The following is a 20,893-nucleotide window of genomic DNA, read 5'->3' on the forward strand; positions in this document are numbered from 1 at the left end:
CTGGTTTCCGTCAGCACCTTTCTCGTCTCGCTCGCCATGTGGATCGGCGCATTCTGATTCCCGCTTCAAAGCTGCGTGATCGCCGCCGGCGCGGCGCTCGCGCTTAAACGTTTCTTCCACATCTTGCCGTAGCGTCCCGCCGAAACAGGGATGCATTCGATGGCAGGCTGGACGGCCACGGCGCTGATCGTCGTCAATCTCGGGCTGATCTTCCTGCTGATCGCGGCACCGCTTGGCATCCGCACGATCAGCCGGAGTTTGCGCATCAAGGCTCCCGCCGCGCGGGTGTGGAACGCGGTCTATCCGCTGGGCGGGGAGGCCGGTTGGTCCGGCGAGATCGTCTCGGCCGAGCCAGTCGAGGGGCAGCCCGGGCGGGCCCGCCTCGTCACCGACTGGGAAGGGCGCGACGGCCAGCCGATCGACCGCGTCGCGGAGCTTTCGGACGTGGTTCCGGGCCGGTCCTTTGCGATGCGCGTCGTGGAGGACAGTTCGCTCGATGCCGGCTTCTGGGCGACGTTTTCGCAACAGGTCGCGCTCGAACCGGAGGGCGAGGGCGTCCGCCTGACGATTTGCCAGACCGATTCGTACCGGGGCGCTGCGTTCCTCGTCTTCCGCTACTTTGCGCTGCGCCGCATGATGGCCAAGCTGAAGCGCTGGGCAGAGACGGGCGAGTATCGCCGCGGCGGCATGTTCGAGCACCCGCTGACGCAGGTCGCGATGGCGGCGGCCTCGGTGATGATACTGTGGTCGCTGACCGGCTTCACGGTCGGCGGGCTGGCCTTCGCGGTGATGATTACCGTGGTGGTGGCCCTACACGAGCTCGGCCACATGGCCGCCTTCCGCGTCGCCGGCCACCGGCGCACGCGGATGATCTTCATCCCGCTGCTGGGCGGCATCGCCATCGGCGGCCGGCCGCACAACAGCCATTTCGAGGTCGCCTTCGTGGCGCTGATGGGCGCGGGCTTTTCCGCTTTCCTCGTGCCGCCGCTGGTGCAGGCGGGCGTGTTCGCGGCGGCGAGCGGCAATGTGCACGGCGGCAACTTCATGGCCGCGCTCGTTGGCTGCATCGCCCTGTTCAACCTCGCCAACCTGGTGCCCGTGTGGAAGTTCGACGGTGGCCAGGTGCTGCGGCAGATCTGCCCGCCGGGCCCGGCGCTCGCGGCGAGTTCCTTCGCTTTGCTCGGCCTGTTTCTCGGGGTGGGCTGGCTGGCGGGGTTCTCGCCGGCGATCGTACTCGTCTCGGGCGGTGTCTTCGCGGCGCTGAGCCTGATGACGTCGGGCGACGCGGTGAAGCCGCGCCATGCGCTAGTGCCGCTCGATCGGCGCGGCAGGGCAGCACTTGCCGCAGCCCTCGTGGCCGTGATCTTCATCCACGGATCGGGCGTCATCTGGGCGTTCAACCACTTCGCGTGAATACTCAGCGGTCCTTCACCGTCTCCATCGCGACATAGGTCGAGGTCTGCGCCACGTGGGGCAGAGCGGAGATGCGCTCGCCCAGCACCCGCCGGTAGGCGCCGATGTCGCGGGTGCGCACCTTGAGCAGGTAGTCGAAGTTGGCCGCGATCATGTGGCACTGCTCGATCTCCGGCACGAGGCGGACCGCGCGGTTGAAGGCATCGAGCGCGTCAGAACGGGTGTCCGACAGCTTGACCTGCACGAAGGCGACATGGCCTTCGCCCATCTTCTCGCGGTCGACGATCGCCTGGTAGCCGCGGATGTAGCCGCTCTCCTCGAGTTTTCGCACCCGCGCCTGCACCGGCGTCTTCGATAGGCCGACCTTGGCGCCGAGCGCGGCCATGGAGAGACGCCCGTCCGCCGAAAGCGCGGCGATGATGTTGCGATCGATGCGGTCCAGATGGTCTGTCGTTTCCATGCTTGGTGCTCATTCATAGCGGGACAGGCCACAAGATCAGTGCGTTCGGCCTGCCGCGTCAAGATGTTTGGACCGGCGCGGGTTTTGCGCCATGCTATCCTCGCGCGTTCATTCCATCCGGGGCCTGACCATCGATGCCGACGCTCGCATCCATCCGCGACACCTTGCGCGAAAACTATCTCGTCGAGGAGGACGCGGCGCTGACGGCGCTGGTCGAGGGAGCGGCACTGAGCCGGGAGCAACGGGCGGCGATTTCCGCCCGCGCGGTCAAGCTGGTGGAGGCGGTGCGCGCCTCGGCCGATCCGAAGCTGATGGAAGTGTTTCTGTCGGAATACGGCCTCTCCACCAAGGAGGGCGTGGCGCTGATGTGCCTGGCCGAGGCGTTGCTGCGCGTGCCGGACGCCGAGACGATGGACGATCTGATTCAGGACAAGATCGCGCCGCACGACTGGTCGGCGCATTCGGGCGAATCGAGCTCGATCTTCGTCAACGCCTCGACCTGGGCGCTGGCTCTGACAGGCCGCGTGCTGGACGAGGGCGAGGGCGGCATCGAGCGGACGCTGCGCGGCATGGTGCGCCGGCTGGGCGAACCGGTCATCCGCACCGCCGTGTCGGCGGCGATGCGCGAGATGGGCGAGCAGTTCGTGCTCGGCCGCACCATCGAGGAGGCGGTGCGCCGCGGCAAATCCTACACAAAGAAGGGCTATCTCTATTCGTTCGACATGCTGGGCGAGGCCGCGCGGACGGAAGCCGACGCGCTGCGCTATCTTCACGCCTATGCCGACGCGATTTCCTCGCTCAACAGCGGCTCGAGCGGCACCAACATCCGCTACAATTCCGGCATCTCGGTCAAGCTGTCGGCGCTGCATCCGCGCTATGAGCAGGCGCAGCGCGAGACGATGCTGCCGGTGATGACCGAGCGGCTCTTGTCGCTGTGCGTTGCCGCCCGCCATGCCCGCATGGGCCTCAACATCGACGCCGAGGAGGCGGACCGGCTCGACCTGTCGCTCGACGTCATCGAACGCGTGCTGGCCGATCCGGAACTGACCGACTGGGACGGCTTCGGCGTCGTGGTGCAGGCCTATGGCCGGCGCGCGCCGCATGTCATCGACTGGCTCTACGCGCTGTCGAAGCGGCTCGACCGGCGCATCATGGTCCGGCTGGTCAAGGGCGCCTACTGGGACACGGAGATCAAACGGGCGCAGACGCTGGGGCTCGCCGGCTATCCGGTGTTTACCCGCAAGGCCAATACCGACGTCTCCTACATCGCCTGCGCCAAGAAGCTGATCGGCATGACCGACCGCATCTACCCGCAGTTCGCCACGCACAATGCGCATACGGTGGCCGCGATCCTGGCGATGGCCGAGGACAAGTCGGCCTTCGAGTTCCAGCGCCTGCACGGCATGGGCGAGGCGCTGCACGAGGCGGTGCGCGCGAGCGAAGGCACGCGCTGCCGCATCTATGCGCCGGTGGGCGCGCACCAGGACCTGCTCGCCTATCTGGTGCGGCGCCTGCTGGAGAACGGCGCCAACTCGTCCTTCGTGCACCAGATCGTCGACGAGGAGGTGAGCGCCGAGACAATCGCGCGCGATCCGTTCGAGATCGTGGAGAACCAGGGCAGCGCGCATAATCCGCTCATTCCTTTCCCGTCCGAGATCTTCCTTCCTGCCCGCCAGAACTCCATCGGACACGACCTCAACGACCCGATCGCATTGTCGGACATCCATGCCGGGCGTGGACAGTTTTCCGACAAGAACCGCTGGACGGCGGGCGGCGCGGGACGCGAGCGGCCGATCGTCAACCCTGCGAAGCCGAACGACATCGTCGGCACCGTGCGCGAAGCGGGCGCGGAGGCAGTGAAGGCCGCCGTCGGCCGCGCGGTCGAGGCGTTTCCGGCCTGGGCGGCAACGCCGGCGGCGGAACGGTCGGCGACGCTGCTGCGCGCCGCCGATCTCTACGAGGCGCACGAGGCCGAGTTCCTGGCGCTGTGCACCCGCGAGGCGGGCAAGACGCTCGCCGACGGCGTGGCGGAACTGCGCGAGGCGGTCGACTTCCTGCGCTACTACGCGGCGGAGGCCGCGAAGGCGGAGGTGGGGACTTCCGCGCGCGGCGTGATCGCCTGCATCTCGCCGTGGAATTTTCCGCTGGCGATCTTCACCGGCCAGGTGGCGGCGGCGCTCGTCACAGGCAATGCGGTGATCGCCAAGCCCGCCGAGCAGACGCCGCTGATCGCCGCGCGGGCGGTCGCGCTGCTGCACGAGGCGGGGGTGCCGGAAGACGCGCTGCAGCTTCTGCCGGGCGACGGCCCGTCGGTCGGCGCGCCGCTGACGGCCGACCCGCGCATTGCCGGCGTCTGCTTCACCGGCTCGACCGAGGTTGCCCGGATCATCGAGCGGCAGCTGGCCGAGACGGCGGCGCCAGACGCGATGCTGATCGCCGAGACCGGCGGGTTGAACGCAATGGTGGTCGATTCGACCGCACTCCCCGAGCAGGCGGTGCGCGACATCCTGGCCTCGGCCTTCCAGAGTGCAGGCCAGCGTTGCTCGGCGCTGCGCATCCTCTATGTGCAGTCGGACGTCGAGGACAAGGTGCTGGAGATGCTGACCGGCGCGATGAAGGCGCTGGTTGTCGGCGATCCCTGGCTCTATCCGACCGATGTTGGGCCGGTGATCGATGTCGAGGCGCGCGACACGATCTCGGCCTATTGCAAGGCGATGGCGGCGAAGGGGCGGCTGGTCGCAAAGCTCGACGCGCCGGGCGAGGGGCTGTTCGTGCCGCCGCACATCTTCCGCGTCGACGGCATCGCCGAGATGGAGCGCGAGGTGTTCGGCCCGGTGCTGCACGTCGCGACCTTCGAGCCGGAGGAGCTCGACCTCGTGGTGGCGAACATCAACGGCAAGGGCTACGGCCTGACTTTCGGCCTGCATACCCGTATCGAGGCGCGCGTGCAGCGGGTCATCGACCGCATCCATGCCGGCAACGTCTACGTCAACCGCAACCAGATCGGCGCGGTGGTGGGCTCGCAGCCCTTCGGCGGCGAGGGCTTGTCGGGCACGGGCCCCAAGGCCGGCGGACCGCATTACCTGCGCCGCTTCCGCACCTCGGCGGTGGCCACGGGCGACGTCGGCCAGGCCGCGGCAGTGGCGCTGCCGCGCCGCTTCCCCGATGCGCGGATGGACAACTGGTCGACGCGGACGGACCGGATCGCGGTGCTGCGCAAACACCTGCGCGGCAAGGCGGGCGAGGCGATCGCGGCCGCCGCCGCGACCGAGTTCGGCCCGGTCGACCTGCCGGGACCGACGGGCGAATCGAACACGCTGACGCTGGTGCCGCGCGGCAAGGTGCTGTGCCTGGGACCCGACGCGGACACGCTGCTGGCGCAGACGGTGCAGGCGCTCGCTGCCGGCAATTCGGTGGTCGCCGTGGCGCCGAGGGCCGCGGCAGCGCTCCAGCCGCTTATCGGCAAGGGCCTGCCGCTCGACGTGCTGGACGGGACGCTTATGCAGGGGGAACTCGCCGCGACAACGGTCGACGCGGTGGCCTATTCGCGCGCCGGAGCGACCGCGCGGGAGATCAGGCGCATACTTGCCGAGAAGCCCGGCCCGATCGTGCCGCTGATCGCGGAGACGATCCACCCGGCCGCCTATGCCCACGAGCGCTCGGTCTGCGTCGACACCACCGCCGCCGGCGGCAATGCGAGCCTGTTAGCGGCAAGCTGAGGCGCGCCTCCTTCTTCCCGTTCATGGAGAAGGTGCCCGAAGGGCGGATGATGGCATGGCGCAAGCTTGCGGAAGCTGGGCAGCTCCCTCGCTATCCTGATCTGCGCTCTGACGTGGTCGCGACAGTCGAACTGCTTGCTTGCCCGACGCTCTGGATTCCGGGTTCGCTGCGCGGACCCGGAATGACGGGCGCGCGCGATTGTCCTCCCCGTGTGAGGGAAGGCCGATCTCATATGTATTGACCACTGCGAGAAGGGGCACGACAGGCGCACCTTCAGGATGTGTCATGGAGTTCGACCGGAACGACGGCTATGGCGCGCCTCTCGATGAGCGCGCTCAGGCCATGGATCGCGGCGCCCTCATTGCCGGCCTCATCGGAGGCCTGACCCCGATGCAGGAACGAGAGATGCAGCAGCTGCGCCGCGATGGCCTGCATGTAGAGCCCAAACGCCCTGAGTGAATCGGCGATGTCCTCGGCATCGAAGGGATTGCTGCCGAAGCCGGCCGGCATCGGGACGGGCGTCCAGGTTCCGCGTGCGGAGCTCCGAAGCGAGCCCTCGACATAGCCCCTGAGCAGCGCATTGGCCTGCCAGGCGGCCCACAGCACGCACCAGCGGACCCAGAACGAGCGGCTGGCAGCCTGTTCGGCCATGTCGGCGATCGAGAACAGGCGCATGACGATCCTCGCCTTTAACGCCTGTTCCCTCCCCGCCTTCGCCCTCCAGCCCATCGCCGGCTCCCGTTTGACTGGGCACAGTGTGGTGCATGCTGGAAGAGGGTGGATGGAAAAGATTTGCGCGTCAGCAGGAACAAGGGGTTAGCGGAGAACAGGCGGAAATTGGTCCATCGAATGGATGTACCGGAACCGACCGCCGAGGCTTTCCCAAGTCGGCGCTCGCCCCTTCGCGCGACGTCATCCCGGCGACCGGAGGTCAGCCGGGATCGATTAACCTTGGCGGGTCGGCGCTACCCTGTTCTGCGACCGTGGGGTGTTTCGGCGTATAACCGGAGAGAGGAATGGGTCCCGGCTGACCTCCGGTCGCCGGGATGACGGTCGCGTAGGGTGGGCGTTGCGCGGGGCGGGCGAGACGGACGGCTCGTCCCGGCAAGGGACCGCCGAAGGCGGTGGAGGGCGCGCCGGGGCGTGACTGCTCGGCGGGCGGCTGCGCTTACGCGCCTTCGACGATCGAGAAACCTTCGAAGGTCGGGTGGCCGAGATAGCTGGGTTTGGTCGTGCCGGCATTGCGGTGCGAGGCGCGGAACTGTTCGGATTTGGTCCAGGCGCTGAAATCGTCGAAGCTGTCCCACACGGTGTGCGAGGCGTAGAGCGTGTAGCCTTCGGCCTCGTTGACCGGCCCTTTCAGCAGATGGAACTGCTTGAAACCCTTCATCTCGTGCAGGTTCGAATCGCGCCCCTTCCAGACGTTCTCGAAGCCCTCCTCCGAGCCGCGAACGACCTTGAAGCGATTCATGGCGATATACATCAACGGGTTCCTTTCAGGCTGCGGGAGTCGCGGTCGGGCAGCTTTTCCTCCGCTGCGCGGCCGATGACGCTTAGAACGTTGCCGGGGACAAATAGGCCGGGGCGACCCGACGGGGAAGGGCCTGCCTGCTCCGGCACGCCATGATCGGCCAGGCGCACGACCTGCGGGTCGGCCTCGAGGCGCGCGCGTTCCTCGAACAGGCGGAGGAGATCGGGGTGGAGGCCATCGCCGAAGGCGCTGGCGAGCTCGTGGAGGCGCAGGAGGTTCATGGTCATTTCCTCTCTACCGCGCCAGGCCGAGCGGAATCGTGAACTGCCAGCTGCTGCGTCCGGCGCCGTCAGGAATGGCAGGGAAGGGGGCTGCACGGCGCACCGCAGCAAGCGCGGCCTGATCGAGTGAGGCCGAGCCGGAGCTGCGGGCTATGCCGAGGCTGCCCAGCCCGCCGCTGGCGGTGACCGTGAACGCCACCGTCACGTCGCGCTCAGCGCCGGCGCGATCCCTGCGCGAGATACGCGCGACGGCGCGGCTGATCTTCTGCCTGACCTTGCCAGGATAGTTGGTGACCGCGGAATTGCCAGCGGCCGACGCCTTGCCCTTGCCGGCGTTGTCGGCGCGGGTTCCGCTCGCCTCGCCGTCGGCGACACCCTTCCTGCCATCGGCCTTGTTCTTGCCGCCCGCACCCGCCGTTGACTTCTTCTCGGCCTTTTTGGCCGGAGCGTCGGCCTTGGCGGGTTGCTTATCCGCCGGCTTGGCCTCGGCCTTCTTTGCCGGCTTCTCCGCCTTCGGTTTCTCGGCCGGCTTCCGCTTTGCTTCCGGCACCTTCGGCGACGGGGCAGGTTCGGGCTTTTCCGGCTCGGACGTTTCGGCCACGGCCGGCTCCTCAGGCACCTCGACCACGTCGTCGGGGGGAGGCAGGGCGGCCGCCTGGGGCACGACGGGGGCGACGGCCTCCTCGTCGGGCACGATCTCGGCCGTGTCGACGGCCAGCACCTGCTGCTGCACCGGGGAGGGCGCGGCGGTCGCGGCATCGGCCGGCACCGGTTCAACGCGCGGCGGCTCGGCCAGCTCGGCGATCCGTTCGGTGGCGCTTTCCTCGACGGGACTCACCGTCTCCTCGACCGGCTGCACCGCTTCGACCGGCTCGACCTCGGAGGCGTCGACGGTCTCGACAGGTTTTGCCGGCGTCATGGTGATGATGGAGACGTTGGTGGCGTCTTCCTCGCCCTCCGGCGTCATGTCGGCATCGGAATTGCCATACATCGCGACACCCGCCTCCTGCGAGCCGGCGATCTGCACACCCTCGTCCTCGCCGCGCAGCAGGAAGAAGCCGGCGATGGCGGCGTGGAGCGCGACAGAGGCAAGTAGCACCGTCATCCACTTGCGCGGCGCGCGCGAAGCGACGGCTGTCTCGGCAAGCGGCGCGACCGGCAGCGGCGCAAGGTCGGGATTTTCGGTCTCGATCCAGGCCGGGCGCTGAGGTTCGCGCAGGAAGACATGATGCGGCGCCTGGAACGCGTTCGGCGGGTCAAGCCGCGCACGCCGTGCCGCCTGCCGAAGCGGGACCGGAGATCGCGGCAGCGATGGTGCGGGCTGGACCGACATTGAATCTACCGCCCGAAGGAGATGCCCGAGGTGGACTGGGTCCTCAGCGCGGCGAGGCAGGCGTCGGGGGCGGTGCCCGCGCCTGTGCATTCCGTGGCGTCGTTGATCAGCACGCGGCTGACATTGGCGCAGTCCACGCCCTTGAGGTCGAACCGGCTCACCTTGGTCTTGCCGGCCGGCAGCGACTTGAAGTCGAGCACGGTGAGGCGGTCGACCACGCCGGCCTTGTCGAACAGCGCCATCTCGAAAGCCGCGCGATCGACCGGGGTGGCGAGGTTGTTCGCCACCACGAAGGTCAGCCTGCAGCCGCCTTCCGACGGCTGCAGGGCATTGAGATCGAGGGAGACATGCTGCTCCGGCGAGGCGCTTTGCGCCGCCGCCGGAGCGAGCGGCATCGCGACCAGGGAGGTCAATACGAGGAGGGATGCCGCAAGGCGCATGATCACCAGCCGATTTGCTTGGACAGGGAGAGCTTGAACGTACGGCCCTTGGCCGGATCGTTCATGAGGAACTCCTTGTACGGGCGGTTGAAGACGTTATCTATGCCCGCCTGGACCTCCCAACCGCGCGCAGCACCTTCCTTCGGAGTCCAGGAGAGGAAGATGTCGTGGACGTCGAAGGCTGTAGAGTAACGCGTAGTATTTGTGCTCGGAGGGACGTCGCTATTACGGAAGTCTGCCATCGGCCCTGCCACGAAACGCGCGTTCCAACCAAAGCGAACGTCATGCTGCGGAACCTTGCCCCCGAGTGTGAGCTTCAATTCATGCGGTGCAACGGAGGTCAGATACTCTTCGGTGCGGGTAGCCGACAGATTGTGACCCACCGTGTACGTATACGCCGCGTTCGCGAATACGTAGTCTGAATCATAGGCCGTCTCGATTTCGAAGCCGTAGATTTCAGCGCTGTCGAAATTAACAAATCCCTGAAGATCGGGGTTATCGCCAGCGACGAGCTCCGGATTGAATGCGATCAGGTCAGTCACGTCGTTGTAGAAACCGGTGAACTTGAGCTGACCGGCGTCGCCTGCCTGAAGCATGTCGTAACCGGACAGGGCAAAGCCCGCCTCATAGTTGGTGGAAAACTCCTTCTTAAGATCAAGGCTCGGAAGGAAGGTTGCACTCGACCCGCTCGTCGAGAACACTTCGTCGATCGTCGGGAAGCGCTCGGTGTGCGCGATCGAGCCGAAGACGGCAATCGTGTCGTTCAACTTGTAGTGTGCCGCAAGCTTCGGCGAAATCGCCGTGTCTGTGAACAGAATCGGAACCAGAGACCGCGTCTTCCGGCGTCAGTTCATGCCAGTCGAGACGGACGCCCGGGATGAGCGTGAGGCGGTCATTCCAGATGAACTCGTTCTGCACGAAGAGACCAGCCTTGAGGTCGGTTCCTTCGGGATGGAACTGAAGATCCATCGGAGTTCCGTCGTTTTGATAAACGGACGCAACACGCGACTGATGCGCGATCTGGGTGCCGTACGTGAGGTAGTTCTCCCAGCTCGCGCCGCGCCACTCCATCGTGTTCTGCGCGTTGAACTGCACAGTCTTGTAGGCGTAGTCAGAGTCGCAAACGACGGCGAACGATCCGGGGCTACAGGCCATCCGCAGGTCAGCGTCGCGCTGCTTGTTGTTCGTGTCGGAGTAGGACAGCGCCACCTTCACGTCGAGCATGTCGTTGTCCGAGAAGGGGTTCTCATACGAGGCGATCGCCGTCTGATCGACGACATGACGGTCCACCAGACCGAAGAACGTGGCAGTCGACGTCTGCGAGAGCTGCTGGTCGTCGAGATCGGAATCCCAACGCTGGTAGGAGAGGCGGAGCGTGCCCTCGTCGCCAACCTTGAAGGTGCCCTTCGCCAGGCCAGACCAGGCACGGAAATTGGTGCCGATGATCTCGCTTCCATTGCCTGATTCGTAGACGTCGGCCTGGCGCCAGTTGCCCATCAGCAGGAATTCGGCGTTCTCGCCCATGCGCTGGGCAAGCGTCGCGGAGCCGAGAACTCCCTTGCCGTTGCTCTCCAGCGTGGACTTCAGCTTCAGCGCGCCACGCTCGCCCTCGGCAATGAAGTCTGAGGCGTCCTTGGTGGTGAAGTTGACCACGCCGCCGAGCGCGCCGGAGCCGTAGAGTGTCGACGACGCCGGGCCACGCAGGACCTCGACGCGCTTGAACAGTTCCGGGTCGGAGAAGAATGAACCCAGGCGGTACTGCTCGTAGAATTTCTGCACGCCGTCGACATTGACGATGATGCGGCCCTGGTCGCCGGAGTTTTCCGGCGCGCCGACGCCGCGGATATTGAAGGACTGGCCGAGCACGCGGTCCGAACCGGTGACGTTGACGCCCGGTATCTTGCGGATCACGTCCGCGACGCTGGAGGGCTGCGCGGAGTCGATGTCTTCCTGCTCAAGAACGCTCACCGCCTGCGGCGTATCGATCGCGACTTTTTCCTGGCCGGCGCCCAGCACCAGGCGCTGGAGTTGGGTGACGCGGCCTTTCTTCTGGCTTTCAGTCGTCACCTGTTCCGTCGTGGCGTCTTCCTGCGCCTGAACCATTCCCACATTCGCGAAGATCGCGAGGGCGGTGCCGCATAGCAGCGCCCTGTTTCGTCCCACCAGCCCCATAGTCCTGCTCCTGACACGTTATGGTCATGCTGGCTGGCCCAAAGGCTGGCTCGCTTCATATCTGATCCCGAATTTAAACTTGACTCGTTTACTCCGGTATTGCACTCCCTAATAAAGCTGATAAGCAGTGTCAACAATCCATATCACGATGTCGCCGAGCCAGCCAAGCGAGCAAGGCGCGATGAAGGGGCCGCCACCGTGAACACGAGATTTACCTTCGATCATTCCACAGACGCCGACCGTTCGCTGCTGCGGCGCGAAGGCCTCGCCCGGCCGGTTGCTCCCGTTCCGGCGCGCCGTGTCGACAGCGCGACCCTGTTCCGGGGCGAGCACGAGATCGGCATCGAACATCATGGTGCGCTCTACCGCCTCAAGATCACGCGGCAGGGCAAGCTGATCCTAAACAAGTAGCCACACAGACAGCCAGGACGGGACCAGACTTATGAGTGCAGACCGACCCACGCCCGACGCAATCCGCCGTGCGCGCGCCGAAAACCCCAAGATGCGCGAGCGCGACCTCGCCGGTCAGCTCGGCATTTCCGAGGCCGAGTTCGTGGCCGCCTGGGTGGGCGAGGGGACCAGGCGGATCCGCCCGGACGTCGACGCCTTCCTGACCGGCATGGAGGCACTGGGCGAGGTGATGGCGCTCACCCGCAACGAGAGCGCCGTGCACGAGAAGATCGGCGTCTACGACAAGGTCGTGCTCGGCGAGCACGCCGCCATGACGCTCGGCGAGCAGATCGACCTGCGCATCTTCCCGAAGGTGTGGGCGCATGGCTATGCCGTGTCGAAGACCGACGAGGACGGCACCGTGCGGCGCAGCCTCCAGTTCTTCAGCGCCAGCGGCGAGGCCGTGCACAAGGTGCACCTGCGCGCGGCCTCGAACGTCGAGGCTTACGAAAAGCTGGTCGCGACCCTGATCCATCCCGAGCAGGAGCAGACGCTGCGTGTCGTCGCGCCGGTGACCTCGATCGCGCCGGCTGTCAATCCGTCCGTCGATGTCGAGGACTTGCGCGCGCGCTGGTCGTCGATGACCGACGTGCACCAGTTCATGTCGATCCTGCGCGACTTGAAGCTCACCCGCCAGCAGGCGGTGCATCTCGTCGGTGAGGAATATGCCTGGCCGGTCGATCACGATTCGGTCGCGGCGATGATGCGGATCTCGGCCAACGAGGAGATCCCGATCATGTGCTTCGTCGGCAACCGCGGCTGCATCCAGATCCACAGCGGGCCGGTGAAAGAGATCAAGCCGATGGGCCCGTGGATCAACGTGCTCGACGAGACCTTCCACCTGCACCTGCGGCTCGACCACATCCGCGAGGTCTGGGCGGTGCGCAAGCCGGCAAGCGAAGGCCATGTGACGTCGCTGGAAGCATATGACGCGGCCGGCCAGCTGATCATCCAGTTCTTCGGCAAGCGCAAGGAAGGCGCGTTCGAGCGCGACGACTGGCGCGGCTTGGTCGAGAACCTGCCGCGCGGCCCGCGCTCGACCGCAGCCTGAGGAGAGAATGCCCATGACCCTCTTTCTTCCCAACGCGCGGACGCGCCGCGCGGCCATGTGGGCGGCGGCCGTCGCGCTGACGCTCGCGGCCCTCGCTGCCCCGACGCCCAAGGCACATTCGGCCGAGGACATCGCTGCCGTGGCGAAGGCCAAGCGCATCGTCTCGATCGGCGGCTCCGTCACCGAGATCGTCTATGCGCTGGGCGAGGAGGGTCGGCTGATCGCACGCGATTCCACCGGCCTCTATCCGCCGGCCGCACTCGCCCTGCCGGACATCGGCTACATGCGCGCGATCTCGCCCGAAAACGTGCTCGGCATCAATCCGGACGCGATTATCACGCTCGAGGGCAGCGGCCCGCCGGAGGCGATCGAGGTCTTGAAGAAGGCGAGCGTTCCCTTCGCCACCGTGCCTGAGAAGTTCGACGAGGCCGGCATCCTGGAAAAGATCCGCGTGGTCGGAACCGCGCTCGGCGTCGAGGACAAGGCGGCGAAGCTGTCGGCCGAGGTGAAGGCCGACATCGACGCGGCGATCGCTGCGACGGCCGGAATTTCCGAGCGCAAGCGTGTCCTGTTCATCCTGTCGATGCAGGGCGGCAAGGCGCTGGCGTCGGGAACGGACACCGCGGCCGACGGCATCATCAGGATGGCCGGCGGCGTCAACGTGATCTCGGAATTCCCGGGCTACAAGGCGCTGACCGACGAGGCGATCGTCACCGCCAAGCCCGACCTGATCCTGATGATGGACAGGGGCGGCGACCATTCGGCGGCGAATGCCGACATCAAGGCGCATCCCGCTCTGTCGCAGACGCCGGCTGTGCAGAACGACGCCATCGTGCGCATGGACGGCGCCTATCTCCTCGGCTTCGGCCCCCGGACGGCGGCTGCCGCGCGCGATCTCGCCAAGGCGCTCTACGGCGACCGCGTCCTCAACTGAGTAGGGCCGGTGCTGCAAAAAGTATCAGACATGCCGGCCGCGGTCCGGAAGCCCTCATCTGAGGGCGACCGGCGCCAGCGGGCCCGGATCGCAATCGTCGTCCTCGCCGTCGCGCTTGGCGCGGCTTTTCTTTTCAGCCTCGCCTCCGGCGCCTCGGACGCGTCCGCGGTGGCGGTGCTCGGCGAGCTGCTGGGGATCGGCGCGGAAGGTGCGATGTCGGCGCGCGACCGCATCATCGTCATGGACATCAGGCTGCCGCGCGCCGTGCTCGGCGTGCTGATCGGCGCAGCGCTCGCCGTGTCCGGCGCGGTGATGCAGGGCCTGTTCCGCAATCCGCTCGCCGACCCGGGCCTCGTCGGCGTATCCGCCGGCGCGGGGTTGGGCGCGATCTCGATCATCGTGCTCGGCGGCACCGCGCTTGCGCCGCTGACCGCGCTGCTCGGCATCTATTCGCTGCCGCTGGCGGCGTTCTTCGGCGGCCTGCTGACGACGCTGGTGCTCTATCGCGTCGCGACGCGGCGCGGCCAGACGTCGGTCGCGACCATGCTGCTCGCCGGCATTGCGCTGGGCGCCATGGCCGGCGCGCTGTCGGGCCTGCTGGTCTATATGGCGGACGACCGGCAGCTGCGCGACCTGACCTTCTGGGGCCTCGGCTCGCTCGCCGGCGCGACCTGGATCAAGATCGCGGCCGCCGGCCCGATCATCGCCGTGGCACTCGTCGCAGCACCGTTCCTGGCACGGGGGCTGAATGCGCTGTCGCTTGGCGAGTCGACCGCCAACCATCTCGGCATTCCCGTCCAGCGGGTGAAGTCGGTTGCGATCGTCACGGTGGCGGGCGCGGTGGGCGCGTCGGTCGCGGTTTCGGGCGGCATCGGCTTCGTCGGCATCGTGGTGCCGCACCTGCTGCGGCTGGTGATCGGCCCGGACAACCGCTACCTGCTTCCAGCCGCGGCCCTTCTGGGCGCGAGCCTGCTGCTTCTGGCGGATTCGGTCAGCCGCACCATCGTGGCGCCCGCCGAACTGCCGATCGGCATCGTCACGGCCGCCGTCGGCGCGCCGTTCTTCCTCTGGATCCTGCTGCGCAAGCGCGGCGTCATAGACCTGTGAGACCCGGCATGATCGAGCTCAGCACGGTTTCGGTCGACATCGGAACGAAGCGAATCGTCTCGGACGTCTCGTTCGCAGCGCAGGCGGGCGAGGTGACGGCGATCGTCGGGCCGAACGGGTCCGGCAAGACGACGCTGCTGAAGGCGATCTCGGGCGAGTGGGCCTATCACGGCTCGATCAAGCTCGCCGGCCGGGAATTGCGGACCATGAAGCTGTGGGAAACGGCGGGCTTCCGCGCGGTGCTGCCGCAGGCAACGACGCTGTCGTTTCCCTTCACCGTGCTTGAAATCGTAAGGCTCGGCCTGACGAGCGGGCGTTCCGGCGTAAGCGGATCGGCATTGGAGCTGTTGGCCGAGGAGGCGCTGGAGCGTGTCGACCTGGCGGGCTTCGCCGGGCGGTTCTACCAGGAACTCTCGGGCGGCGAGCAGCAGCGCGTGCAGCTTGCCCGCGTGCTGTGCCAGGTCTGGCAGCCGGTGCTCGACGGCCAGCCGCGCTTCCTGCTGCTCGACGAGCCGGTGTCGAGCCTCGACATCAAGCACCAGCTGGTCATCATGGGCATCGCGCGGGACTTTGCCAAAGCCGGCGGCGGCGTGATCGCCATCCTGCACGACCTCAACCTGACGGCGATGTTCGCCGACCGGATCGTGATGATGCACCGGGGCAGGGCGGAGGCGGTCGGAAGCCCGTCGGAGGTGCTGGTGGACGAACGGATCAGCCGGGTGTTCGAATGCGGCCTGCGTGTCGGGATCACGCCGGCCGCGGGCGCGCCGTTCGTGCTGCCCCAGTCGGCGACGCTGTAGAAAAACGTTCGTCATGCCGGAGGCCGAAGGCCATGCGGTATCCATTGGCATGCGCGATTGAAGCGCGGCTTTTCGCCGAAACAAAACGGCGTCAGAGGCGGAATCAGAACAGCGCCAATCCTCCTAGAAGAATGGGTCCCGGATCGCCTGCGGCGTCCGGGAAGACGTTCGTCTGTTGGATGACGCGTATAGTGACTTATGCCGTCGAAATTCTCAGGCCGCGGCGACAGGCTGCGCGGGCTGGGGGATGCCGAGAAGCAGGCGGACGTCTGTCCGATCCTTGACGAGATCTTCGATGGTGAAGCTCTCCAGAACGTCGAAGAAGGCGCCGAGCGCCTTGCGCAGCGCGCTGTTGAGGGCGCAGGAATCGATCAGCGGGCAGTCGACAGCGTCATTCTCGAAGCACTCCGCCATGGCGAAGTTCTCTTCCGTGACGCGCACCACGTCGAACAGGGTGATCTCGGAGGCGGCGCGCGCCAGCCTCACACCGCCATTGCGGCCACGGACGGTCTCCACCAGGCGCGCTTCAACAAGCGGCTGCAAGATCTTGAAAAGAAATAGTTCCGACACGTTATACGCCGACGCGATCTCGGGGATCCGGCTCAGCCGACCGCTGTTGGCCGCGCAATACATCATAATGCGGACGGCATAATTGGTCTGACGGGTAAGGCGCATTGGATCGCTTTCCTTGGACGTTCCGGGTTTGCCACCGGTTAACGTCTATATGCGCCCCTTTTTGGAATTATTCCAGACTAGATTGAGATAAGCTGACAAAAAAGTTCAACTTAACTTGTCTGCCATCGAACGCCGCCGCCTCTGCCGGTAGCTGCCTCGTAACCGGCGGCCGCGCGCAGCACGTCGGCGTCGCGCCGCGGCGGGCCGATGAGCTGGAACCCCATGGGGCGTCCTCGCCCGTCGAGGCCCGCCGGCAGGCTGGCCGCCGGGCAGCCGGCCATGGTGGCGAGCGCCGTCACTTCCATCCAGCGATGGTAGCTGTCCATCTTCCGGCCGCCGACCTCGTCCGGCCAGTGGGTGTCGACGCTGAAGGGGAAGACCTGCGCAGTCGGCAGAGCGAGGAAGTCATAGCGCTCGAACAGGCGCAGCACGGCCTTGTACCACTCGGAGCGGACGACCGAGGCGGCATGAATGGCCGGGGCCATGAGATCGATCGCGCCCTCGATCTCCCAGACCGCCTCGGGCTTGAGCAGCGGCCGGCGGGCGGGGTCGTCATAGTGCACCTTGAGCGCACAGCCGCTGGTCGCGTGGCGCAGCGTGATGAAGGCCTGCCAGATCCGCTCGAAATCGACGTCCGGGATATGCGGCTCGACCGAAAGACCGATCGGCTCGAAGTCGCCAAGTGCGGCCTCGCAGAGCGCCAGCACGCCGTCCTCGGTCGCAAGGTGCCCGCCGAGATCACCCAGCCAGGCGATGCGGCCGCGTTCGAAAGGGCGCGACAATTGCTTGGGGAAGTCGGTGTCGACGCCGCCGAGCGACAGCGGCGCGCCGGGCTCGTAGCCGGCCTGCACGGAGAGAAGCAGCGCGAGATCGGCGACGTTGCGGGCCATCGGGCCTTCGACGCCCATCTGGCTAATGAACAGCTCGCCGCCCGGCCCGCCGGGCACGAGGCCCTGCGAGGGCCGGAAGCCGTAAATGTTGTTCCAGGCAGCGGGATTGCGCAGCGAACCGCCCATGTCGCTGCCATCGGCGAGCGGAACCATGTGCAGCGCGGTGGCCACCGCGGCACCTCCGCTCGATCCGCCCGAGGTAAGGTTCTGGTCGAAGGCATTGCGGGTCGGGCCGAACACCTCGTTGTAGGTCTGCGACCCGAAGCCGAATTCCGGCACGTTCGTCTTGCCGATGAAGATGGCGCCGGCGGCGCGCATGCGGGCGACGAAGAAATCGTCTTCTTCAGGCACGAAGTCGGCGAAGATGCGCGAGCCGTAGGTGGTCCGCAGCCCCTTGGTGCCGGCAATGTCCTTCACCGCGATCGGCAGGCCGAAGAGCGGTCCCGCCGTTCCACCTGCCGCCAGATGCCTGTCGGCCGCCTCGGCCTCGGCAATGATCTCGGCGCGCGGGCGCAGCGACACGATTGCGTTCACCGCCGGGTTGACCGCCTCGATGCGGTCGAGGAACGCCTCGGCGACCTCCCGGCACGAAAGTTCGCGGGCGCAGAATCTTCCGGGAGATCTCGACGGCGTCGAGGCTGCAGATCAGGCCGGGAGCGGGGAAAGGCGTCGTGTTCGTCATGCCGACTGGATGCGCGCGGTGCGGGCCGCTTGTCAATTTCCAGCATGTGACAGAACTTTGGGTCTCGCGCGGCGTTCCGTTGACGCTCCGTCGCCGCGAGAAATCGTGGCTAGTATATATACGCACTTGAATTTTATTGTGCGCTGCACAATATCAGCTCCGACAACACGTCGATGACTCGCGGGAGGAACACCACGAGGATCGCGCCGATGATGAAGAACAAGCACTCGCACCCCAGGCTCACAGGACAGATCCGCCAGTTGCGGCCGTCCGACCTTGCGAATTTTCGCGAGCACCTGCTGCGGCTCGACCCGGAAAGCCGGCGCGACCGCTTCAACGGCATGACGGACGATGTCTTTGTCGCCTCCTACGCCGCGCGCTGCTTCTCGCAGGGCGCCACCGTGATCGGCTATGTCGAGAACGGCGAGGTGCATGGTGCGGCCGAACTGCACGAGCGCCCCGACCTCGACCCGCCGACCGGCGAGATCGCCTTCTCTGTGGAACGGCACCTGCAGCACAAGGGTATCGGCAGCCAGCTGTTCAAGCGTCTGATCGGCCATGCGCTTGCGCTGGGCTATGAGAGCCTGCGCGTCACCACGCATCCGAACAACCAGGCGATGAAGTCCCTGGCGCGCAAGTTCGATGCGAGATCTGCACTTCGAAGACGGCGAGACGGTCGGATCGATCGACCTTACCGGCATGCACATGTCGTTCACGACGCACCTGCCGACAGGCAGCGTCATCCGAGCGGTCGTATAGGTCTTTCACTGCCAAACACGCAGCCGGAACAACGGTTTGCGTGGCTCGCCGGAAATTTTTCGCGAGCCCCTTGAAAGGCAAAAATCCCAGAACCAAATCATCGTCCGCGCGGTGCCCCCGGGGCCGCGCTTGCCCCGCGTCCGCCGCTACGGAGGCGGCCGCGGAGGAATTTCAAAACCTGTTTGTCCTTGAAGGAGAACGTCATGAAGTTCCGACCCCTCCACGACCGTATCGTCGTGCGCCGCATCGAAGCCGAGGAGAAGACGGCCGGCGGCATCATCATCCCCGACACCGCCAAGGAAAAGCCGAGCGAAGGCGAGGTGATCGCCGTCGGCCCCGGCGCCCGCGACGAGAGCGGGAAGCTGGTCGAGCTCGATGTGAAGGTGGGCGACCGCATCCTGTTCGGCAAGTGGTCCGGCACCGAGATCAGGCTCGGCGGCGAGGACCTGCTCATCATGAAGGAGAGCGACGTGATGGGCGTGATCGAGCAGACCGCAGAACTGAAGAAGGCCGCCTGACGGCTTCGCCACCACCAGTCAACGAATGCTGCCTATCGAAGGAGTGATCCAATGGCTGCCAAAGAAGTGAAGTTCCACAGCGAGGCGCGCGAGAAGATGCTGCGCGGCGTAGACATCCTCGCCAATGCGGTGAAGGTGACGCTCGGTCCGAAGGGCCGCAACGTCGTCATCGACAAGTCGTTCGGTGCGCCCCGCATCACCAAGGACGGCGTGACCGTCGCCAAGGAGATCGAACTGGAAGACAAGTTCGAGAACATGGGCGCGCAGATGGTGCGCGAAGTGGCCTCGAAGACCAACGACCTTGCCGGCGACGGCACCACCACCGCGACCGTGCTCGCCCAGGCCATCGTCAAGGAAGGCGCGAAGGCGGTCGCCTCCGGCATGAACCCGATGGACCTGAAGCGCGGCATCGACAAGGCGGTGGACGCGATCGTCGGCGAACTGAAGGCAAATGCCCGCAAGGTGACGAAGAACGACGAGATCGCCCAGGTCGGCACAATTTCTGCCAACGGCGACGCCGAAATCGGCCGCTTCCTGGCGGAGGCGATGCAGAAGGTCGGCAACGAGGGGGTGATCACGGTCGAGGAGGCCAAGACCGCCGAGACCGAACTCGAGGTCGTCGAGGGCATGCAGTTCGACCGCGGATATCTCTCGCCCTATTTCGTCACCAACCAGGACAAGATGCGCGTCGAGCTCGAGGAGCCCTACGTGCTGATCCATGAGAAGAAGCTGTCGAACCTGCAGGCGATGCTGCCCGTGCTGGAGGCGGTCGTGCAGTCGGGCAAGCCGCTGCTGATCATCGCCGAGGACGTGGAGGGCGAGGCACTTGCGACGCTCGTCGTCAACAAGCTGCGCGGCGGCCTGAAGATCGCCGCCGTCAAGGCGCCGGGCTTCGGTGACCGTCGCAAGGCAATGCTGGAGGACATCGCGATCCTGACCGGCGGCACCGCCATCAGCGAGGATCTCGGCATCAAGCTCGAGAACGTCACGCTGCAGATGCTCGGCCGCGCCAAGAAGGTCGTGATCGAGAAGGAGAACACCACCATCGTCGACGGCGTCGGACGCAGGGAAGAAATCCAGGGCCGCATCGCCCAGATCAAGGCCCAGATCGAGGAGACGACGTCGGACTATGACCGAGAGAAGCTGCAGGAGCGCCTTGCCAAGCTCGCGGGCGGCGTCGCGGTGATCCGTGTCGGCGGCTCGACCGAGGTCGAGGTCAAGGAGAAGAAGGACCGCGTGGACGACGCGCTGCATGCGACCCGTGCGGCCGTCGAGGAAGGCATCCTGCCCGGCGGCGGTGTTGCTCTGCTGCGTGCCGCAACTGTGCTGGACGCCGTCGACGTCGACAACACCGACCAGAAATACGGTGTCGAGATCGTGCGGCGCGCCATCGAGGCGCCGGTGCGCCAGATCGCCGAGAACGCCGGGGCCGAAGGGTCTATCGTGGTCGGCAAACTGCGGGAGAAGGCAGAGTTCGGCTGGGGCTGGAATGCGCAGACCAACGAATTCGGCGATCTCTACAGCCAAGGTGTGATCGACCCGGCCAAGGTGGTGCGCACTGCGCTTCAGGACGCCGCCTCGGTCGCCGGCCTGCTGGTTACCACCGAAGCGATGGTCGCTGAGAAGCCCAAGAAGGAAGCTGCGCCGGCCATGCCCGCCGGCGGCATGGACTTCTGATCAGCCGACACTGACATGGAAAAACCCCGCCGGATCGCTCCGGCGGGGCTTTTGTTATGC

19 protein-coding genes and 1 pseudogene are annotated in these 20,893 nt (G+C 66.3%); 10 read left to right on the forward strand and 10 right to left on the reverse strand.

The genetic code is table 11. The features are described 5' to 3' along the window. Positions 1 to 159 precede the first annotated feature (159 nt). Entirely contained in the window at positions 160 to 1,413 is a 1,254-nt protein-coding gene (locus LRS09_RS23535; RefSeq protein ID WP_257809429.1) for an SRPBCC family protein, read from the forward strand. A 4-nt stretch (positions 1,414 to 1,417) separates the two neighbouring features. On the opposite strand, the gene LRS09_RS23540 is transcribed toward LRS09_RS23535, so the two are convergent. Continuing rightward, positions 1,418 to 1,873, reverse strand: a complete 456-nt coding sequence (locus tag LRS09_RS23540) for an Lrp/AsnC family transcriptional regulator (protein WP_257809430.1) — start codon at positions 1,871 to 1,873, stop codon at positions 1,418 to 1,420. Between the two features lie 134 nt (positions 1,874 to 2,007). Between LRS09_RS23540 and putA the strand changes: the two genes are divergently transcribed. Beyond that, positions 2,008 to 5,592, forward strand: coding sequence for a bifunctional proline dehydrogenase/L-glutamate gamma-semialdehyde dehydrogenase PutA (gene putA, locus LRS09_RS23545; RefSeq protein ID WP_257809431.1), 3,585 nt, complete (start codon positions 2,008 to 2,010; stop codon positions 5,590 to 5,592). A 274-nt stretch (positions 5,593 to 5,866) separates the two neighbouring features. On the opposite strand, the gene LRS09_RS23550 is transcribed toward putA, so the two are convergent. From LRS09_RS23550 to LRS09_RS23580, 7 genes are all read right to left on the reverse strand, one after another. Next, positions 5,867 to 6,322, reverse strand: a complete 456-nt coding sequence (locus LRS09_RS23550) for a hypothetical protein (RefSeq protein ID WP_257809432.1) — start codon at positions 6,320 to 6,322, stop codon at positions 5,867 to 5,869. Positions 6,323 to 6,761: 439 nt separating this feature from the next. Then, positions 6,762 to 7,076, reverse strand: a complete 315-nt coding sequence (locus LRS09_RS23555; RefSeq protein ID WP_257809433.1) for an antibiotic biosynthesis monooxygenase — start codon at positions 7,074 to 7,076, stop codon at positions 6,762 to 6,764. Further along, on the reverse strand, positions 7,076 to 7,345 hold the full coding sequence (locus LRS09_RS23560) for a hypothetical protein (protein WP_257809434.1): 270 nt from the start codon (positions 7,343 to 7,345) through the stop codon (positions 7,076 to 7,078). Before LRS09_RS23560 ends, LRS09_RS23555 begins: the two co-directional genes overlap by 1 nt. A gap of 13 nt (positions 7,346 to 7,358) precedes the next feature. Beyond that, entirely contained in the window at positions 7,359 to 8,678 is a 1,320-nt protein-coding gene (locus LRS09_RS23565) for an energy transducer TonB (RefSeq protein WP_257809435.1), read from the reverse strand. Between the two features lie 5 nt (positions 8,679 to 8,683). After that, a complete protein-coding gene (locus LRS09_RS23570) occupies positions 8,684 to 9,118 on the reverse strand; it encodes a hypothetical protein (protein WP_257810302.1) in 435 nt (144 codons plus the stop codon). A gap of 2 nt (positions 9,119 to 9,120) precedes the next feature. Further along, the gene (locus tag LRS09_RS23575) at positions 9,121 to 9,885 is read right to left on the reverse strand and encodes a TonB-dependent receptor domain-containing protein (protein ID WP_257809436.1); all 765 of its coding nucleotides are present in this window, start codon (positions 9,883 to 9,885) and stop codon (positions 9,121 to 9,123) included. Next, positions 9,773 to 11,290 carry a TonB-dependent receptor domain-containing protein gene (locus LRS09_RS23580; protein WP_257809438.1) on the reverse strand — a complete coding sequence of 506 codons (1,518 nt, stop codon included), beginning with the start codon at positions 11,288 to 11,290 and terminating at the stop codon, positions 9,773 to 9,775. The genes LRS09_RS23575 and LRS09_RS23580 overlap by 113 nt, the downstream gene beginning before the upstream one ends. 246 nt (positions 11,291 to 11,536) lie before the next feature. Here LRS09_RS23580 and hemP point away from each other — a divergent pair, with 246 nt between their 5' ends. Genes hemP through LRS09_RS23605 form a run of 5 tightly spaced genes read left to right on the forward strand, consistent with a single transcriptional unit; the run spans position 11,537 to position 15,632 of the window. After that, complete coding sequence (gene hemP / locus LRS09_RS23585) at positions 11,537 to 11,701, forward strand: hemin uptake protein HemP (protein ID WP_257810303.1); 165 nt, start codon at positions 11,537 to 11,539, stop codon at positions 11,699 to 11,701. Between the two features lie 31 nt (positions 11,702 to 11,732). Next, the gene (locus LRS09_RS23590) at positions 11,733 to 12,791 is read left to right on the forward strand and encodes a hemin-degrading factor (RefSeq protein ID WP_257809439.1); all 1,059 of its coding nucleotides are present in this window, start codon (positions 11,733 to 11,735) and stop codon (positions 12,789 to 12,791) included. 7 nt (positions 12,792 to 12,798) lie between these two features. After that, positions 12,799 to 13,725, forward strand: coding sequence for a hemin ABC transporter substrate-binding protein (locus LRS09_RS23595; RefSeq protein WP_374684877.1), 927 nt, complete (start codon positions 12,799 to 12,801; stop codon positions 13,723 to 13,725). Positions 13,726 to 13,755: 30 nt separating this feature from the next. Next, on the forward strand, positions 13,756 to 14,832 hold the full coding sequence (locus LRS09_RS23600; RefSeq protein ID WP_257809441.1) for an iron ABC transporter permease: 1,077 nt from the start codon (positions 13,756 to 13,758) through the stop codon (positions 14,830 to 14,832). Beyond that, positions 14,829 to 15,632: a heme ABC transporter ATP-binding protein gene (locus tag LRS09_RS23605; protein ID WP_374684878.1), complete on the forward strand. Its 804-nt coding sequence runs from the start codon at positions 14,829 to 14,831 to the stop codon at positions 15,630 to 15,632. Before LRS09_RS23600 ends, LRS09_RS23605 begins: the two co-directional genes overlap by 4 nt. 213 nt (positions 15,633 to 15,845) lie before the next feature. Here the strand turns inward: LRS09_RS23605 and rirA are convergent, their stop codons facing one another. Together rirA and LRS09_RS23615 are read right to left on the reverse strand one after the other, a co-directional pair. Further along, positions 15,846 to 16,307: an iron-responsive transcriptional regulator RirA gene (gene rirA, locus LRS09_RS23610; protein ID WP_257809443.1), complete on the reverse strand. Its 462-nt coding sequence runs from the start codon at positions 16,305 to 16,307 to the stop codon at positions 15,846 to 15,848. A gap of 110 nt (positions 16,308 to 16,417) precedes the next feature. After that, positions 16,418 to 17,879 (reverse strand): annotated as a pseudogene (locus tag LRS09_RS23615) (amidase). Between the two features lie 209 nt (positions 17,880 to 18,088). Between LRS09_RS23615 and LRS09_RS23620 the strand changes: the two are divergent. The 3 genes from LRS09_RS23620 (at position 18,089) to groL (ending at position 20,833) form a co-directional block, all read left to right on the forward strand. Next, on the forward strand, positions 18,089 to 18,712 hold the full coding sequence (locus LRS09_RS23620) for a GNAT family N-acetyltransferase (RefSeq protein WP_257809444.1): 624 nt from the start codon (positions 18,089 to 18,091) through the stop codon (positions 18,710 to 18,712). A gap of 129 nt (positions 18,713 to 18,841) precedes the next feature. Then, positions 18,842 to 19,156 (forward strand): co-chaperone GroES, encoded by a 315-nt coding sequence (locus LRS09_RS23625; protein WP_257809446.1) that lies wholly within the window; start codon positions 18,842 to 18,844, stop codon positions 19,154 to 19,156. 51 nt (positions 19,157 to 19,207) lie between these two features. Beyond that, a complete protein-coding gene (gene groL, locus LRS09_RS23630) occupies positions 19,208 to 20,833 on the forward strand; it encodes a chaperonin GroEL (RefSeq protein WP_257809449.1) in 1,626 nt (541 codons plus the stop codon). Positions 20,834 to 20,893 lie beyond the last annotated feature (60 nt).

The organism is Mesorhizobium sp. J428 (assembly GCF_024699925.1).
GTDB lineage: Bacteria > Pseudomonadota > Alphaproteobacteria > Rhizobiales > Rhizobiaceae > Mesorhizobium_A.

What these genes read in the sequence shown, in the direction of transcription:
- LRS09_RS23595 (WP_374684877.1), top strand. Translation starts at nt 12,799, where the DNA reads ATGCCCATGACCCTCTTTCTTCCCAACGCGCGGACGCGCCGCGCGGCC.
- LRS09_RS23555 (WP_257809433.1), bottom strand. Translation starts at nt 7,076, where the DNA reads ATGTATATCGCCATGAATCGCTTCAAGGTCGTTCGCGGCTCGGAGGAG.
- LRS09_RS23600 (WP_257809441.1), top strand. Translation starts at nt 13,756, where the DNA reads ATGCCGGCCGCGGTCCGGAAGCCCTCATCTGAGGGCGACCGGCGCCAG.
- LRS09_RS23565 (WP_257809435.1), bottom strand. Translation starts at nt 8,678, where the DNA reads ATGTCGGTCCAGCCCGCACCATCGCTGCCGCGATCTCCGGTCCCGCTT.
- groL (WP_257809449.1), top strand. Translation starts at nt 19,208, where the DNA reads ATGGCTGCCAAAGAAGTGAAGTTCCACAGCGAGGCGCGCGAGAAGATG.
- LRS09_RS23590 (WP_257809439.1), top strand. Translation starts at nt 11,733, where the DNA reads ATGAGTGCAGACCGACCCACGCCCGACGCAATCCGCCGTGCGCGCGCC.
- LRS09_RS23580 (WP_257809438.1), bottom strand. Translation starts at nt 11,290, where the DNA reads ATGGGGCTGGTGGGACGAAACAGGGCGCTGCTATGCGGCACCGCCCTC.
- rirA (WP_257809443.1), bottom strand. Translation starts at nt 16,307, where the DNA reads ATGCGCCTTACCCGTCAGACCAATTATGCCGTCCGCATTATGATGTAT.
- LRS09_RS23540 (WP_257809430.1), bottom strand. Translation starts at nt 1,873, where the DNA reads ATGGAAACGACAGACCATCTGGACCGCATCGATCGCAACATCATCGCC.
- LRS09_RS23550 (WP_257809432.1), bottom strand. Translation starts at nt 6,322, where the DNA reads ATGGGCTGGAGGGCGAAGGCGGGGAGGGAACAGGCGTTAAAGGCGAGG.
- LRS09_RS23535 (WP_257809429.1), top strand. Translation starts at nt 160, where the DNA reads ATGGCAGGCTGGACGGCCACGGCGCTGATCGTCGTCAATCTCGGGCTG.
- LRS09_RS23620 (WP_257809444.1), top strand. Translation starts at nt 18,089, where the DNA reads ATGATGAAGAACAAGCACTCGCACCCCAGGCTCACAGGACAGATCCGC.
- LRS09_RS23625 (WP_257809446.1), top strand. Translation starts at nt 18,842, where the DNA reads ATGAAGTTCCGACCCCTCCACGACCGTATCGTCGTGCGCCGCATCGAA.
- LRS09_RS23560 (WP_257809434.1), bottom strand. Translation starts at nt 7,345, where the DNA reads ATGAACCTCCTGCGCCTCCACGAGCTCGCCAGCGCCTTCGGCGATGGC.
- LRS09_RS23570 (WP_257810302.1), bottom strand. Translation starts at nt 9,118, where the DNA reads ATGCGCCTTGCGGCATCCCTCCTCGTATTGACCTCCCTGGTCGCGATG.
- putA (WP_257809431.1), top strand. Translation starts at nt 2,008, where the DNA reads ATGCCGACGCTCGCATCCATCCGCGACACCTTGCGCGAAAACTATCTC.